At 61.1% G+C, this 16,678-nt stretch carries 12 protein-coding genes and 1 pseudogene; 1 reads left to right on the forward strand and 12 read right to left on the reverse strand.

From position 1 onward, the window contains the following. Nucleotides 1-7: 7 nt before the first annotated feature. The 4 genes from smc to FOI68_RS11665 all read right to left on the reverse strand — a co-directional run bounded on the left by smc (nt 8) and on the right by FOI68_RS11665 (nt 7,975). Nucleotides 8-3,580 carry a chromosome segregation protein SMC gene (gene smc / locus FOI68_RS11650; RefSeq protein ID WP_143863280.1) on the reverse strand — a complete coding sequence of 1,191 codons (3,573 nt, stop codon included), beginning with the start codon at nt 3,578-3,580 and terminating at the stop codon, nt 8-10. A 499-nt stretch (nt 3,581-4,079) separates the two neighbouring features. Next, on the reverse strand, nt 4,080-5,426 hold the full coding sequence (locus tag FOI68_RS11655) for a glutamine synthetase family protein (RefSeq protein ID WP_035294851.1): 1,347 nt from the start codon (nt 5,424-5,426) through the stop codon (nt 4,080-4,082). Between the two features lie 45 nt (nt 5,427-5,471). Next, on the reverse strand, nt 5,472-6,806 hold the full coding sequence (locus FOI68_RS11660) for an APC family permease (protein WP_143863281.1): 1,335 nt from the start codon (nt 6,804-6,806) through the stop codon (nt 5,472-5,474). Nucleotides 6,807-6,817: 11 nt separating this feature from the next. After that, nucleotides 6,818-7,975 (reverse strand): amidohydrolase family protein, encoded by a 1,158-nt coding sequence (locus tag FOI68_RS11665; protein WP_143863282.1) that lies wholly within the window; start codon nt 7,973-7,975, stop codon nt 6,818-6,820. 256 nt (nt 7,976-8,231) lie between these two features. On the opposite strand from FOI68_RS11665, the pseudogene FOI68_RS11670 reads away from it, so the two are divergent. After that, nucleotides 8,232-9,778 (forward strand): annotated as a pseudogene (locus FOI68_RS11670) (sigma 54-interacting transcriptional regulator). 59 nt (nt 9,779-9,837) lie between these two features. Here FOI68_RS11670 and rnc read toward each other — a convergent pair. The 8 genes from rnc to fapR form a co-directional block, all read right to left on the reverse strand. Then, nucleotides 9,838-10,539, reverse strand: a complete 702-nt coding sequence (rnc, locus tag FOI68_RS11680; RefSeq protein WP_185973930.1) for a ribonuclease III — start codon at nt 10,537-10,539, stop codon at nt 9,838-9,840. A gap of 39 nt (nt 10,540-10,578) precedes the next feature. Beyond that, entirely contained in the window at nt 10,579-11,814 is a 1,236-nt protein-coding gene (fabF, locus tag FOI68_RS11685; RefSeq protein WP_143863286.1) for a beta-ketoacyl-ACP synthase II, read from the reverse strand. 138 nt (nt 11,815-11,952) lie between these two features. After that, nucleotides 11,953-12,186, reverse strand: a complete 234-nt coding sequence (acpP, locus tag FOI68_RS11690) for an acyl carrier protein (RefSeq protein WP_029100164.1) — start codon at nt 12,184-12,186, stop codon at nt 11,953-11,955. A 93-nt stretch (nt 12,187-12,279) separates the two neighbouring features. Then, a complete protein-coding gene (fabG, locus tag FOI68_RS11695; protein WP_143863287.1) occupies nt 12,280-13,020 on the reverse strand; it encodes a 3-oxoacyl-[acyl-carrier-protein] reductase in 741 nt (246 codons plus the stop codon). Continuing rightward, a complete protein-coding gene (gene fabD / locus FOI68_RS11700) occupies nt 13,014-13,964 on the reverse strand; it encodes an ACP S-malonyltransferase (protein WP_143863288.1) in 951 nt (316 codons plus the stop codon). Before fabD ends, fabG begins: the two co-directional genes overlap by 7 nt. 15 nt (nt 13,965-13,979) lie before the next feature. Then, nucleotides 13,980-14,984, reverse strand: a complete 1,005-nt coding sequence (locus tag FOI68_RS11705) for a beta-ketoacyl-ACP synthase III (RefSeq protein WP_143863382.1) — start codon at nt 14,982-14,984, stop codon at nt 13,980-13,982. 5 nt (nt 14,985-14,989) lie between these two features. Continuing rightward, the gene (gene plsX / locus FOI68_RS11710) at nt 14,990-15,997 is read right to left on the reverse strand and encodes a phosphate acyltransferase PlsX (protein WP_035294859.1); all 1,008 of its coding nucleotides are present in this window, start codon (nt 15,995-15,997) and stop codon (nt 14,990-14,992) included. 21 nt (nt 15,998-16,018) lie between these two features. Continuing rightward, a complete protein-coding gene (gene fapR, locus FOI68_RS11715) occupies nt 16,019-16,603 on the reverse strand; it encodes a transcription factor FapR (RefSeq protein ID WP_029100159.1) in 585 nt (194 codons plus the stop codon). Nucleotides 16,604-16,678: the final 75 nt, after the last annotated feature.

A 16,678-nucleotide genomic window follows, 5' to 3' on the forward strand; every position in this document is an offset into this window, starting at 1 on the left:
TCTCCCTTTACGAAGCGGATTCGATGAATGTTTTGGTATCCTCCAGCTTGACCGAGACGATTTTGGACACGCCGCCTTCCTGCATCGTCACCCCGTACAGCACATCGGCGCTCTCCATCGTCCCCTTGCGGTGGGTGACGCAGATGAACTGCGTCTGGCTGCTGAACTGGTGCATGTACTCGGCGAATCGGTTGACGTTGGCTTCGTCCAGCGCCGCCTCCACCTCGTCCAGCACACAAAACGGCACCGGCTTGACCCGCAGAATGGCAAACAGGAGAGCCATCGCGGTCAGCGCCCGTTCGCCGCCGGACAGGAGCGCCAGGTTTTGCAGCTTTTTGCCGGGCGGCTGCGCGACGATGTCAATCCCCGTCTCCAGCAGGTTGTCCGGATTGGACAGCAGCAGGTCGGCGCGTCCTCCGCCGAACAGCTGCACGAACACGTCGCGGAACTGTTCCCGGATGGCGTCAAACGTCTCTTTGAAACGGCGGGACATCTCGGTGTCCATCTCTTCGATCACTTGATAGAGCATCGCCTTGGCCTCGTTCAGGTCGGCCTCCTGCGCGCTCAGGAACTGATGGCGCTCAAAGAGCCGCTCGTACTCTTCGATGGCGCCCAGGTTGACCGTGCCCAGCGCGGCGATCTCTTTTTTCAGGCGGTTGACGATCTGCTGCTCCTCCGCCATGTCGCCGCGGGGCGGGTATTTCTGCTTGGCCAGGTCGTAGCTGATTTCGTATTCTTCGGAGAGTTTGTTCAGGAGGTGATCCAGTTCCACCTCGAAGCGGTTGGCCTTCACCTCTTCCTGATGCAGTCCTTCCTCGAGCGCCTTCACCTGCTTGCGGATTTCCCTGACCTCCTGCTCCACCTGCTCCTGCTGATGGTAGAGCGTGGCCCTCTCGCTGCGCCGCTCCTGGATCAGTCCCGCGACGCGCTCCTTGTCCTGCCGCAGCTCGGCGATCTTCTGCTCCAGTTCGCCGCTGGACGACTCGTTGGTCCGCTCCAGCTCGTCCAGCGAGGCCAGCGTCCGGTTCAATTCCTCCCACTCCCGCTGCAGCGACGCGCGCTGTTCCGAGAGCCGCTCCAACTGCTCCACGCGGGACTGGTGTTCCTGCTTGACCTGGGCGTCCAGCACCTTCAGGCTGGTGATCTTCTGGTTCATCTCTTCCTTGGATTCGAGCTGCTCCTGCCGCTTCGCTTCGGCGGCGGCGATCCGTTCGGACAACTGCTTCTCTTCTTCTTCCATGACGGCCAGGGCGGCCTCAAGTTCCGCCAGTTTCCGTCCGGCTTCCTCCATCTCCCGGCGGTACCCCGCGACGTCCTGATCGACGAGCATGGCCCGTTCCGCCAGCGAGCGGCCTTCCGCTTCCGTCTGCTGAAGCAGCCCCTTTACTTCCTGTTCCTTCAGCCGCAGCGATTCCCCCTGGGTGCGAAGCTGCTCCTGCTCCTGCTCGATCCGCTTGAGTTCTTCGGCCAGTTGTTCCATACGCGTAGTATGCCCGGCAATGGCCTCTTCGATCTCGGCCATCTGCGCCTCCAGTTCTTCCGCCTGACGGCTGCGGCCCAGCAGGTTGGTCGTATTCTTTTTCAGCGCGCCCCCAGTCATGGAACCGCCGGCGTTGACGATGTCCCCTTCCAGCGTGACGACGCGGCAGCGGTAGTTCAGCGCCCGCGCCACGCGGTTGGCCTGCTCCAGCGTCTCCGTGACGATGACATTGCCCAAAAGGGATTCGACAATGGGACGGTACGTCTCCTCAAACGAGACCAGTTCGCTGGCGATGCCGACCACGCCGTCCTGCCTGCCCAACAGCCGCTTCTCGTCCAGCTGCAGGCTGCGCGGCCGGATGACGTCCAGCGGCAGGAAGGTAGCCCGTCCCGCATTGTGCTGTTTCAGGTAGGCGATCGCCGCCCGGCCGGCCGCTTCGTCGTCGACGACCACGTTCTGCAGGGCGCCGCCCAGCGCCACCTCCACGGCGGTCTCGTACTTTTCCGGCACCGTGACCAGTTCGGCGACGGCCCCGTGAATCCCTGCAAAGCCGCGCTCGCGGGCCTTGAGGATTTCTTTGACCCCCTGCTGGAACCCGGCAAATTCCGCCTGCATCTCCCTCAACAGGTCGAGCCGCGATTTGGCCGCTTCCCGCTTCTGCTCCCACTGACGCAGTTCCCGGCGGGACGCCTCCAGGCGGGCTTGTCCCTCGCGAATCCGCTCGATCGATTCCTTGTAACGGGTGAGTGTCTCCTGAATCGACCGGTCAATCTCCTGAAGCTGTTCGTTCAGCTCGGCCAGCTTGGCCTGGCGGGCCGCCTCTTCCTGATTGAGCCGCTCTTTTTCCTGCTCCAGCCGCTCCGCCCGGGCCTGGCTGGTCTGGCTCAACTGCTGCTGGTGGCGGATTTCGTTGCGCAGATTGGCCATCGCGTTCAGTTTTTCAAAGTAGTCCCCTTTCAATCGCTCCACGTCGTCAGTGAGCGACTGGATCATGGCGGAAAACTGGTCTTCCGCCTCCTTCAGCGACGCCTGCGCATCGGCCATGCGCCGCCTGGTTTCCTCGACCCGCTGCTGTTCTTCTGCCAGCTCGGCCTCGACGGCGTGCCGCTTTTCCGTGATACGGTGCATCTGTTCCATCGTCTGCTGCCGGTTGGCGGCCAGGTTGCGCAGCCGTTCCTTGAGCACTTCCCGCTGGCCTTCCACTTTCTCCGTCTCTTCGCTCACGGAAAGCAGCACTTGCTGCAGTTCCTCGATCGATTGGTCGATCTGGCTGACGTGAAAGCGGGCCTGCTCCAGGTCGGCTTCCCGCTTCGAGGCCTGGGCCGTCTGTCCGGCCAACTGCTCCCGCAGCTCCTGCACGCGGCGGCTCGCTTCCTCCCATTTGGCGTGCGCCGCCTCGATCTGCTGGACGTAGAGCGCCACCTCGTGCTCCATCAGCGTCTGACGCAGTTCGTTGTATCTGCGGGCGGTGTCCGCCTGCTCCTTCAACGGACCGATCTGTTCGTTGATCTCGCTGACGATGTCGTGAATCCGCACGAGGTTTTGTTCCGTCTCGTCCAGTTTCTTCTCCGCTTCCCGCTTGCGGGTTTTGTACTTGACGATGCCGGCCGCTTCTTCAAAAATGCCGCGGCGGTCCTCCGCCTTGGTGCTGAGAATCTCCTCGATTTTTCCCTGCCCGATGATGGAGTAGGCCTCTTTGCCGAGACCTGTGTCCATGAACAGCTCCATGATGTCCTTGAGCCGGCAGGCCCGGTTGTTTATGTAGTATTCGCTCTCACCCGAACGGTAGACCCGGCGGGTGACAGAGACTTCCGTATATTCCACGTCGAGAGAACGGTCGGTATTGTCCAGCGTCAACGTCACTTCCGCAAAGTTGAGCGGCTTGCGCGTATCGCTTCCGGCGAAGATGATGTCTTCCATCTTTGCCCCGCGCAGCGATTTGGCGCTCTGTTCGCCTAGCACCCAGCGGATCGAGTCGGACACGTTGCTCTTGCCGCTTCCGTTCGGCCCGACGACCGCAGTCACTCCGGGCACGAATTCCAACTCGGTCCGGTCGGCGAACGATTTGAACCCAACCAGTTCCAGGCGTTTCAAATACATACTGACGGTCCTCCTTAAAAACCCGTCCGGCGCATGCGATCACACGCCCGCCCGTCCGGCGCTGCCGCCTGCCGAGCGGGCCCGTTTCGCCGCCGGGCGGGGGCCCTGAAAGAAAGCCCCTGCTGGGGAACAGGAGCAAGTCATCTGCGTAAAACCCAATGTGAGATAAGTGTACCATAGAATAACGGCCGAACGAAGACCTTTCCCCCAACGGTCCGGGACAAAACCACCCCGTGCCGCCCTTTTCCGGCAGACGGAAAAACAGTCTCCGCCCCTTTCATGTTTCGTCGTCCGTTCCTCTGCGCACCGCCTTGTCCCGCTTGCGGAACAGGGGGACGTGTTTGGCACAAAAGGCCCACTGCGAAGCAGGCAGCGTTTCGGGCTTGCCCGCAACTGTAATAGTTTATCACAGAACGGCCGTTTGTCGAAGAAAAAAGAAGCTCCTCCCCGGCATCCCGCCGAAGAAGAGCGTGTTCCGTTCGCCTGCGTCCCTTTCTGGTCAGAACCGCTGCGCAAACAGCCGGCGTTCCCAGTCGCTCACGTGCCGGGTGTATTTCTCCCATTCCGTGCGCTTTACCTTGAGATACTCTTCCCAGATCTCGCGGCCGATCGCCTGTGCCAATACGGTGTCCTGGCTCAGGCTGTCCACCGCCTCTTCCAGCGTCCGCGGCAGGCGTGCAATCCCCCGTTCCTGCATCTGCGCCTCGGTGAGCCAACTGACGTCGTCGCTCGCCGGTTCGCCGGGATGAATGCGGTTGTGTATGCCGTCGAGGCCGGCCGCCACGAGACAGGCGGACAGCAGGTACGGATTGCAGGTGCCGTCTCCGCCGCGGAATTCGAACCGGCGGGTGCGCCGCTTCTCCGGGATGCGCACCAGGACGGAGCGATTGCCTGCGCCGTAGCAGATGTGGGCCGGTGCCCACGTGCCCGGCCGCATCCGCTTGTACGAATTGATGCTCGGCGCGCCGATGGCGATCAGGGAGCGGCCGTGTTTGAGCAGGCCGCCGATAAAATGGTACGCCTTTTCCGACAAATCCAGCCCGCGCGGGTCGGTGTTGTCGGCGAACAGGTTCTCTCCCGCGTCGTTGTACAGGCTGATGTGCACGTGGAGGCCGCTGCCGGCCAGGTGCTCGAACGGCTTGGGCATCAGCGTGCCGATCAGTCCCTTGTCGCGGGCGATCTGCTTGAACACCTGCTTGAACGTCACCTGGTCATCCGTCGCCTGTAAGGCATGGGTGTAGCGCAGGTTGACTTCCAGTTGGCCCGGGCCGTATTCGCTGGAAATCTGTTCGGTCCGCACGCCCATCGCCTCCAGCGCGTGAACGAACGACTGAACGAAATCCTCCTGGATATCGACGCCGTCGGAGGAAAAACAGTGGCTGTCGTCGGCGGGGACGAGCCGGCCGTTCTCCTCCCGCAGCAGGTAGGCCTCCTGCTCGTAGGCCATGTACATCCTGCCGCCCATGACCGACTCCACTTCCGCCAGCAGCCGCTTCAGCGCATGGCGGGGGCAGCCCGGCCAGGGGTCGCCGTTTTCGTCCACCAGGTCGCAAAACATGCGGGCCGTTTTGCTGCGGTAGGGCAGGACGGCAAAGGTGGCAGGGTCCGGCACGGCAAAGAAGTCGCCGTCCCCGGCCCCGTACATCGGGTTGGGAATGTACTCGTCGAAGCTGTCGAAACTCATGATGGCGGTGCTGAAGTTGATACCCCTCTCCATCGCGTCCCGCAAATTGTCCGGGCGGATGGTTCTGCCCCGGGTCAGCCCGGCGTAGTCCAGAAACTCCACGCGAATGAATTCGATCTCCCGTTCTTTCACAATCTTCATGACATCGTCCGCTGTGTACATCGTGCGTTTCTCTCCTTCCCTGTAATCTGCTGCATGCGAAAAGGTTCACCATTCCATCGTCGTCGACTTGTCCTTGAACACGCGGCTGCGGATGAAGAGGTACACTGCCCCCAGCGCCAGCCAGACGATTCCCGCCTTGATCGCCAGCGGTTCCATGGAGGCCATCACGTAGGCGATCACGCCCATGCCGATCAGCGGGCAGAGCAAATGGGCGACAACCTGCCGGGATTTTTGGCGGATGGTGAAATGGATAATGACGGACAGATGGAGCACCACAAAACCGGTGAGCGCCCCGAAGTTGACCAGATTGGTGAGAAGCGGCATGTGGTTTTGAAAGCCGAGACTGACGATCAGCGACACCACCGCGACGAGCATGGTGCTTACGTAGGGCGTTTGGAACCGCGGATGGACCTTGGCCAAAACGGCGGGAAGCTTGCGGTCGCGCCCCATCGAAAACAGGATGCGGGAAATGGCCGCCTGAGCCACCAGCGCCGCGGAGATGCCCCACGACAAAACGGTGGCGAGGATGGAAACCGTCTTCAGCCACGCTCCCCCGGCGGCGCCGGCGATTTCGTAGAAAGCCGTGTCGAGACTGACAACCTGCATGCCGCGCCCCAGATCGCTCGCCACCCAGGTCTGCGCGATAAACAGAAAACCGACGGTGAAGAGTGCGGCCACGCTTGCCCGCCCGACCGCCTTGCTGCCCCCCTTCACCTCTTCGGAGAGCGTGGAAATCGCGTCAAACCCGAGAAACGAGAGAACCGCGATGGAGACCGCACTCATCACCAGATTCAGGTCAAAATGTTCCGCGTCATAGATCGGCTTGACGGTAAATCCGCTGCCGTTTTCCCCCAGCAGCGCAGTGACGCCGGCGATCAGAAACAAAACCAGCACGGCGAACAGGACGATCAGCGTGATCTTGTTGGCTCTCGCCGTGAACTCCACGCCGCGCACGTTGATCACCGTGTTGACGGCGAGAAAGAGCACGATCCAAACCCAGGCGGGAATCGCCGGAATCAGGGAGGTCAGCGCGTTGGCGCTCACCACGTAACAGAGGGAAGGGATCAGGATGTAGTCCAACAGGATCGCCCAGCCGGAGATGAAGCCCACGGTTTCGTGGATGCCGCGCTGCGCGTACGCGTAGACCGACCCGGCGACGGGAAACGCCTCCGACATGCGCGCATAGCTCAACGCCGTAAAGATCATCCCGGCCATGCCGATCAGGTACGCCAGCGCCACCATGCCTTTCGAGGCTTCGGCGACGTAGCCGTAGACGCCGAACGGCGCAATCGGCACCATAAAGATCAAGCCGTACACGAGCAGATCCCAAAAGCTGAGCGCGCGCTTCAGCTCCTGCTTGTAACCGAATTGCTCAATCATGCAAGCCCACCTCACCAGGCAATCTCGTACACCTCGGTAAAATTACGGTACAGCACCCCTTCGGCGATGTGCAGGGCCACGTCGGCATCCATGTAGTCACGCGCAATCCACCCTTCCAGCACGCGCGTGAAGCACTCCTTGAACAAGTGCACGCCCAGCCAGTTCATCTCCGGCAGGGTAAACGCGTCCGAACCGTACATCACCTTGGAAAACGGCGCAAATTCAAAGACGTGCGAGAGAATCCGCTCCACCCCGTGGCCGATAAACGGATTCTGCAGGGAAATGTCCAGGTAGACACGGGGCAGCACACTGACGATAAAGGCGGCCTCCTCCACCCACGGATAGCCGCCGTGGACCAGGTGCACCTTCGTGTCGATGTACTTCTTGTCGCGCAGAAGATCCAGGAGACAGGCGGGGTTCGCCTTGGTCAGCACGACCTCGCCGTCGCCCACGCCGGTATGAATGTGCATCGCCTTGTCGGCTGCCGTACATTCTTCCAGGGCGACGTGCAGACAGTAATCGCGCAGCGCCTTCACGGCTGCCCGCGGATCGGAGCAGAATGCCGCGTACTCCTCCGCTGCCGCCTGCTCGTCCATCGGGCCGATCTCCAGACCGCTGCGGTAGGCGATGATCGTTTTCAACCCGAGAATGCGCTCCCCCCTCAACGCCTCGCGCAGATCGGCCCGATACCGCTCGGCAAACGAACCAAACTCCCCGCACTCGTCCCGCAGCCTGACCATGACCGGCTCGATGCGGTACACTTCCCAATACGGCACGCCCGTCATGTCGGCGTACGCCTGCCCGGACAGACGCGGCTGCGGATAGCCGAAGTCCAGCAGCAGTCCGGCGATGTTGGCGTCACGGAACAAGGCCCGGGTGTACGCCCGCGGATCGCTCGCCTGCCGGTTGCGCCAGGCCACCACCTCCTCCAGCACCGGGTCGCAGCCGAAATACGCTGCCAGGCGCTGAATGGTGATCTGCGTGTACATGTTGGTTCCGGGAACGGGCCGCTTGGGATGGCCTCGTTCCACCGTTTGGAACATGCCGGGGACAACGGATAGGGAAAGCTTTCGAACAAATTCTGCAGGCGACAGGGGGGATGTCTGCTGCAGATACGGGTGGCAGTGGACGTCCACCGCCTGGATGGGACTGAGATCCAGTGTCATCATGATCCTCCTTTCAGGGGCTGTCGCACGTTTCCGGAAGCAATCCGCATGCCAACTGCGCCTGCGGCATTCAGGCGGTTTCACAAGGGGGCGAACGGCAAAAAAAGGAGCGCCGAAAAAACTTTTGCGCAAAATATTTTTTGAATCAATTGAATATTTGGATAAATGATCCTATAGTGAATACAGGAATGCTGCCGTTTCGAAACGGCGTTTCCGGCAAACGACAAACATTTTGCGCCGGGAGGGGGCTTTTTTCGCCATGACTGTGATTGCGCTCAACGACGTGTGGAACGCCTGCTTTGATAACATGGTGATCGTCGACCAGGACGGCAGCGTGCTGGACCTCAACCGTTCGGCCATGCGCCTGTTTTCGCTCGGCCCCGGGGATTTCGCCGGCGTCTCCCTCTGCGAATTGCTGGGCGACAAGTCGTTTGGCCGGTATCTCAAGGCGGACAAGGAAACGACCGGCATCTCCGTCTGCATCGGCACCCAGGAGCTGATTGCCAACGTGGTCCCGCTCTCCCGCAACCTGGAGCAGACGCGATACCTGATCATCCTCAAGAACATGACCCAGCAGCAGCAGTTGAAATACCAACTGCAGGCCATGAACGAAACCAAGCTCCTGTACGACGCCGTGCTGGACGAACTGGAGGAAGGGGTCTGTGTGGTAAACACGGAGGGTCGGATCCTCTTTTACAACCGGAAGATGGGAGAAATCGACCTTCGCGAGCCGGCGTCGGTCAGAGGCAGACGCATGTTCGACGTGTGGCCCGCGCTTGACGAGCAGGCCAGCACGCTGCTTGCGGCAATGAAACTGTCCAAAACGCTGCACCATCGGGAGACGCACTTTACCCCGAACGGCCGGGCGGTGACCACGCTCTCGCGCACCGCTCCCTTGTTTGTGGGCGAACAGAAACGGGGCGCGATTCAGGTGCTGCGGGACATCACGGAGCAAAAGCAGTTGGCCGAATCCATCCAACAGCTCCGCAAGGCGGACGAGACGAAGGCCGCCTCCCCCCGGCCGCTCCCCGGGCAGAACCAGACGCGCTTCCGGTTCACGGACATCGTCTACGTCAGCCGCGAGATGGGACAAACCGTGGAACAGGCGAGACGGGCGGCACGCTCTTCTTCCACCGTGCTGATCATCGGCGAGACGGGCACGGGAAAGGAGCTGTTTGCACAGAGCATTCACAACGAAAGTCCGCGGCAATCGGCCCCGTTTATCGCGCAAAACTGCGCGGCCCTGCCGGAAGGGTTGCTGGAAGGCCTGCTCTTCGGAACCGCCCCGGGCAGTTTTACGGGGGCGGTGGACAGGCCGGGCCTGTTCGAACAGGCCAACGGCGGCACGCTGCTGCTGGACGAACTGAATGCGATGGGCCCCACTCTCTGCATGGCAGGGCGCTTGACGTGAAGGTAACCGGCTTTGACCCGGACGTGTACCGCCACCTGCTGGCTTTCGCCTGGCCGGGCAATGTCCGCCAGTTGGAGCATGTGATCGAGGGCTGCCTCAATCTCATGTACGACGACGGCCCGATCCGGTTCGAACACCTGCCGTACGCGTTTCGCGAAATGATCATCCGGCAGCTCCCCGACTCTTTTCTGGATGCGCCGCAGACGGTTACGGCGCCTGTTCGCCTGTCCGGCAGCCTGGAGGAACAGGTTGCGCGGCTGGAGCGGGAGCTGATCCGCCAGGCCCTGCGCGAAGCGAACGGAAACATCACCAAGGCGGGGGAGCGGCTGGGGATTTCCCGCCAAAATTTGAACTACAAGCTGAAAAAGCACGGCATGTCCAAAGGCCCGGCCTAAACGAAAAACCCGTTCTCCCTCTTTGGTAGAACGGGTTTTCTCACGGATCAGCGAACGGTCTACTTCGCCCCCAGTTTGATCAGCGCCCGGGCGGCCGCCTGCTGTTCCGCCTCTTTTTTGGAACGCCCGCTGCCCATGCCGAGCGGACGGTTGTTCAGGAGTACTTCGGACACGAACTCCCGGTTGTGCGCCGGCCCCTTTTCCTCCACGATGCGGTAGTGGATTTCCCCCAGATTGTCCTGCTGGACGAATTCCTGAAGCTGACTCTTGAAGTCGGTGATCTGGGCAAACTCCCCCTTGTCCACTCGCGGATAGACGTACTTCTCCATGAAGTGAAAGACCGCGTCCAGTCCCTGATCCAGGTAAAGCGCGCCAATAAATGCCTCAAACACGTCCGCCAGCAGCGCGGGCCGCTGCCGGCCGCCTGTCAGTTCTTCCCCTTTTCCCAGCAGAACGAGATCGCCAAAGTGAAGCAGTTCGGCAAATTTGACCAATGACGGCTCGCAGACGATGGCTGCCCGCAGTTTCGTCATTTCCCCTTCGCTCATTTTGGGAAAGGTCTTGTAGAGAAATTGCGAAACGGTCAGTTCCAGGACGGCGTCGCCGAGAAATTCCAGCCGCTCGTTGTCCTGGATGCGCTTGCCGCGCTGCTCGTTGACATAGGAAGAATGGGTGAAGGCTTGCCGCAAGACGTTCTCGTCGCGAAATCGAATGCCGATGGTTTCTTGCAGCTCCGAGAAGTTCATGACGCTCACCACCATTCTTGAAGACTTCCTGCTCTTCTTTCCGGCAGGAACCATTTACGCCTCAAACCGCTTCAAGACGATCGTGGCGTTGTGACCGCCAAACCCGAACGAGTTGGACATGGCTACGTTCACGTCCGCCTTGCGCGCTTGATTGGGTACGTAGTCGAGATCGCACTCCGGATCGGGGTTTTCCAGGTTGATCGTCGGCGGCAGAATCTGATCGCGCAGGGCAAACGCCGACGCGATCGCTTCAACACCCCCGGTCGCCCCGAGCATGTGACCGGTCATCGACTTGGTGGAGCTGACCGCCAGCTTGTAGGCATGGTCGCCAAACACGCTCTTGATCGCTTGCGTTTCCGAAATGTCCCCCTGACCCGTAGAGGTGCCGTGTGCATTAATATAATCCACTTCCGTCGGTTCAATACCGGCGTCACGCAGCGCGTTTTTCATGCAGCGGGCCTGCCCCTCCGGCGACGGCGCGGTGATGTGGTAGGCGTCCGCGCTCATGCCGTAGCCGATCACTTCCGCCAGGATGGTCGCCCCCCGATTTTTCGCGTGCTCCAGCTCTTCCAGGATGAGCACGCCCGCTCCTTCGCCCATGACGAACCCGTCGCGGTCGATGTCAAACGGACGGCTCGCCTTTTCCGGTTCGTCGTTGCGGGTGGACATCGCTTTGGCGGAACAGAAACCGGCAAACGCCATCGGTCGGATCGTCGCTTCCGCACCGCCGGTGATCATCGCGTCGGCGTGGCCGTGCTGGATCAGCCGGAAGGCGTCGCCGATTGCGTTCGTCCCCGTGGCGCACGCGGTAATCGCGCTGGACGTCGGCCCTTTTGCCCCGTACTGGATGGAGACGGCCCCGGACGCCATGTTGGCGATCATCATCGGGATAAAAAACGGGCTGACACGGCGCGGTCCTTTTTCCATCAGCACCTGGTGCTGCTCTTCCCAGGTAGCCAGACCGCCGATACCTGATCCGATGTATACACCCACGCGTTCCGCATTCTCAGCCGTAATCTCCAGCTTGGCATCTTCCATCGCCATTTTGGTGGCGGCCAACGCAAACTGAACGAATCGGTCTGTACGTCGGATTTCCTTTTTGTCCATGTACGCCTCGGGATTGAAATCCTTCACTTCCCCCGCAATCTGCGTAGGGTAGTCGGAGGCGTCAAACGCCGTGATGCGCCCGATTCCCGATTTTCCTTCCAGCAAGCTGTTCCAGAAGGTCTGCGCGTCGTTTCCCACGGGGGAGATGACGCCGACACCGGTAATCACCACTCGTCGTTTCATTACGATCACCTCTATTGAAAGTCAGCTCTCAGCTTCCTTGTTCTTCGCCTGGTTACGGTTGGAAAAGCTCTGCGGCAAAATCGAGCCGGGTGTGTGAAGGGAGAAGTCCCGCGTGACACGGGACTTCCACTGAATGGACTACTTGTGAGATTCTATGTAAGCCACAACCTCACCAACAGTAGTGATTTTTTCAGCGTCTTCGTCAGAGATTTCCATATCGAACTCGTCTTCCAGCTCCATCACGAGTTCCACAACATCCAGAGAGTCGGCACCCAGGTCCTCTTTGAAAGAAGCTTCCAAAGTCACCTTGGATTCCTCCACACCCAGACGATCGACGATGATTTTCTTCACACGTTCCAAAGTATCTGCCATTCTGCTTCACCCCCTCTCCCCGTATTATAGTGGATGAGCCTGCAAAACACCAGTTGAGTCAGGCTCTTGCTGCTCGTGCGTGTCGCGCGCGCCTCACATGTACATGCCGCCGTCCACGTGCAGGGTTTGGCCGGTCATGTAGTTGGCCGCGTCCGAGGCGAGGAACAGGACCACCCCGGCGATGTCATCCGCCTGGCCGAGACGGCCCAACGGAATCTGGCCCAGCATGGACGCCTTGACGTCCTCGGGCAGGGTCGCGGTCATGTCTGTGTCGATAAAACCGGGAGCGACCGCGTTTACGGTAATGCCGCGGGACGCCAGTTCGCGCGCGGCCGTCTTCGTCAATCCGATCACGCCGGCCTTTGCTGCCACGTAGTTGGCCTGGCCGGGGTTGCCCAGCACGCCGACGACGGAGGTGATGTTGATGATCTTGCCGGAACGCTGTTTCATCATCGGACGGGTGGCCGCTTTCAGGCAGTTGAAGACGCCTTTCAGGTTGGTGGCGATCACCTCGTCCCACTCTTCCTCTTTCATCCTCATCAGCAGATTGTCGCGCGTGATGCCGGCGTTGTTGACGAGAATGTCAATGGTGCCGAAGCGCTCCAGCGCCTCTTTGAACATCTCGTTTACTTCTTCGGCGTTGGCCACGTTGGCGCGGATCATGATCGCCTCGCGCCCCAGTTCCTTCACCTTGGCCACCGTTTCCGCGGCCGCCGCCTCACCTCCGGCGTAGTTGACCACGACGTTGGCCCCCGCTTCCGCCAGCCGAAGCGCGATCGCACGGCCGATGCCGCGGGAAGCGCCGGTGACCAGCGCGGTTTTGCCTGCTAGCATAATACCCCTCCGTTCAACAGTTCATGTAACGATTCCATATCCTGAACGGAAACGATGGTCGTCCCCGCCGGCGCAATCTTTTTGATCAGGCCGGCCAGCACCTTGCCCGGGCCGATCTCCACAAAGGTGGTCACGCCCTGATCCGCCATCCACCGGACGGAATCCTCCCACAGTACCGGAGCCGCCACCTGTTTCACGAGGTTGTCGACGATCGCCCCCGCTGCCGTCTCCGGACGGGCGGACACGTTGGCCACCACCGGCACCCGGGCGTCTTTCACGTCCACGTCGGTCAGCACGGCCTTCAGCTTTTCCGCCGCGGGCTGCATCAGACTGGAGTGGAACGGGCCGCTGACATTGAGCGGCAGGACGCGTTTGGCGCCGGCCGCTTTCGCCTGCTCACCGGCCAACCGCACGCCCTCCGCCGTACCAGAGATGACGATCTGTCCGGGGCCGTTCATATTGGCCGGCTGAACGGGATGGCCGGAGGCGGTCACCGCTTCGCAGACGTCCTGCAGGGCCTGCCGCTCCATGCCGAGGACGGCCGCCATCGCTCCCTGTCCGGCCGGCACCGCTTCTTCCATAAATTGGCCGCGGGCGCGCACCACTTTCACCGCGTCGGCAAACGCCATCGCCCCGGCGGCTACCAGTGCCGAATACTCGCCCAGGCTGTGGCCGGCCACGTAATCCGGCGTCACGTCCGCCCGTTTTTCCCGAAGCGCGGCCAGGACCGCGACACTGGTCGTCAGGATCGCCGGCTGCGTGTTGACCGTCAGCCGCAGCTCTTCTTCCGGTCCTTCGAAGCAGAGGGACGACAGCGAAAAGCCGAGTGCTTCGTCCGCACGTTCAAACACGTCGCGGGCGGCTGCGGACTGTTCTGCAAGCGACCGGCCCATTCCGACGAACTGGGACCCCTGTCCCGGGAAGACAAATGCCACTTTGCTCATGAACGATTTCCTCCTTTAAGCCGGTGTGGTGGACCACTTCAACAGGCCCGCTCCCCACGTCAGACCGCCGCCGAAGCCGACGAGGACGACGTTGTCGCCTTCTTTCAGGCGCCCCTCTTCCACCGCTTCGTCCAGCGCGACGGGGATGGAAGCGGACGACATGTTGCCGTAGCGATCCAGGTTGATCGCCACTTTGTCCTCCGACAGGCCGAAGCGCTGGATGGCCGCGTCAATGATCCGCTTGTTGGCCTGGTGGGGAACCAGCAGGTCGATCGCTTCCTTCGGCGTCCCCGACTTCTCCAGGACCGCTTCCGTCGCCGAATTCATGACGCGGACGGCAAATTTGAACACTTCACTGCCGGTCATCGAGATGTAGTGCAGGTTTTTTTCCACCGATTCGCTGGAGGCCGGAATCCGCGAACCGCCCGCAGGCTGACACAGGAGCGGTCCGCCGGAACCGTCCGCGCCCAGCTCAAACGCCTGGAATCCGAAGCCCTCGCCCACCGGTCCGAGCAGGGCCGCACCGGCGCCGTCGCCAAACAGCACGCAGGTGTTGCGGTCCTTGTAGTTCGTGATCTTGGACAGGGTTTCCACCCCGACGACGAGCACGTAGCGGTACATTCCGTTGGCAATGAACTGGCTGCCCGTGGCGATCCCGTAGAGGAACCCGGTGCAGGCCGCCGATACGTCCAGCGCGGCCGCTCGGGAAGCGCCCAGCTTCTCCTGCAGGATGCAGGCGGTCGAAGGGAACATCATGTCGGGCGTAACGGTGGCGACGATGATCATGTCCAGCTCTTCCGGACTGATCTTGGCTTTCGCCAGCGCTTTTTTGGCCGCTTCGTACGCCAGATCGGACGACGCCTGATCCGGTGCGCTGATGCGGCGCTCGCGGATTCCGGTGCGAGTGACGATCCACTCATCTGACGTTTCTACCATTTTTTCCAGGTCAAAATTGGTCAACACCCTCTCCGGCGTGTAGGAACCTGTCGCCAAAATCCCTACGGGGCGCAATTCCTTCATTGGTTTCACTCGCTTTCTCCCGATTTGTTTTTCTGCAGTGCGTCTTGAATAAACCCGTTCACATCCTCAGCCACAAAGCGGACGGCGCTGGCAATCGCGTTTTTGATCGCGCGCTCGTCGGACGATCCGTGCGCCTTGATCACGGGCCGGCGCAGTCCCAACAGCGGAGCGCCGCCGTATTCGGCGTAATCCATCCGCTGCTTGAAGCGGACCAGGCTCGGTTTCAACATGGCCGCACCTACTTTATTAATCAGGCTGGAAGTAAACTCCTGCTTGAGCACGGAAAAGATCGTGGAAGCCGTGCCTTCCATCGCCTTCAACAGCACGTTGCCGACAAAGCCGTCGCAGACCAGCACGTCGCACGCTCCCTGCATCACGTCGCGCGCCTCCACGTTGCCGACGAAGTGCAGGTCGGCCTGGGCCAGCAGCGGAAAGACGGCCTTGGTCAGTTCGTTCCCCTTGCCCTCTTCGGTCCCGACGTTCAAGAGACCGACCGTCGGGCGTTCGAAGCCGAGCACTTTTTCCGCGTACAGGCTGCCCATCACGGCGTATTGGAAGAGATGATGGGGCTTGGCGTCCATGTTGGCTCCCACGTCAAGCGTCAGCGTCGCCCTCCCCTTGATATTGGGGATAAACGCCGCCAGCGCCGGCCGCTCGATGCCTTCCATACGTCCCGCGTACAGCAGGCCGGCCGTCATCAACGCTCCCGTATTGCCCGCCGAAATGGCCGCGTCCACTTTTCCTTCCCGGGCCAGTTCGACGGCCACCACGAGCGACGCCCCTTTTTTGCGCCGGACGGCCCGTACCGGTTCGTCGTCCGGTTCAATGACTTCTGACGCCGGGTGGATTTCCAATCCTGCAGGAAGCTCCCCCGGAAGTTCGCGTCGAATCGCCTGCTCGTCGCCGACCAGCACAACCTCAAGCGACGAATCCTCCCTGACTGCCTGCAAAGCGCCCAGCACCGTGCTGCGCGGCGCGTTGTCGCCTCCCATCGCATCCAATGCAATTCGCAACCGTGTCTCCTCCTTATGCTGTCATCCATTTCGCTTTGCGACATCGGACATGCCGACGACGCGGAACGTGGCGGTAAAGACCAGCTCTCCCTGCACCTTGGTCTCCACCCGCACTTTGCATTCGTCCCCGTTTCGGCTGCGCACAACGGCCTTGGCCACCAGCTTTTCCCCCAGCCGGACCGGACGGACAAAGCGGATGCGGGCAGAAGCGGTCAGCGCCACGTCGGCGTCGATGACCGCCACCGCCAGCGAGTTGGCCTGGGCGAATATGTAGTGTCCACGGGCGATTTGCGTCCGTGCAAAGACATGTTCTTCCTTGATTTCCAACACGGAGATGGCCTGTACGTCGAGCTGCAGGTCGACAATTTCCCCGATCACTTCGTCAATCCCCAGCGATTTGACCGGGTCCAGGCTCCTTTCCGCCACCGACTTGATCCGCTCCCGCAGTTCCGGGATGCCCAGCTCCAGGCGGTCCAACCGTATTGTTTGAATGCTGACCTGAAACAACTCTGCCAGATCCTCGTCAGTGGCGAAGGGATTTTCCTGAAGCGTCTGCACCAAACGGGTCTGGCGGTCTTTCTTTGGCAAGCGGGCGATGGGTAACACCCCCTCGGCGTCCGTATTCGATCGCATAAGTTGCGAGCAGTTTTTAATACCAGGTACTAATCAAGTATAAGGGAG

Origin of the sequence: Brevibacillus sp. LEMMJ03 (assembly GCF_007197875.1) — a bacterium.
GTDB lineage: Bacteria > Bacillota > Bacilli > Brevibacillales > Brevibacillaceae > Brevibacillus > Brevibacillus thermoruber.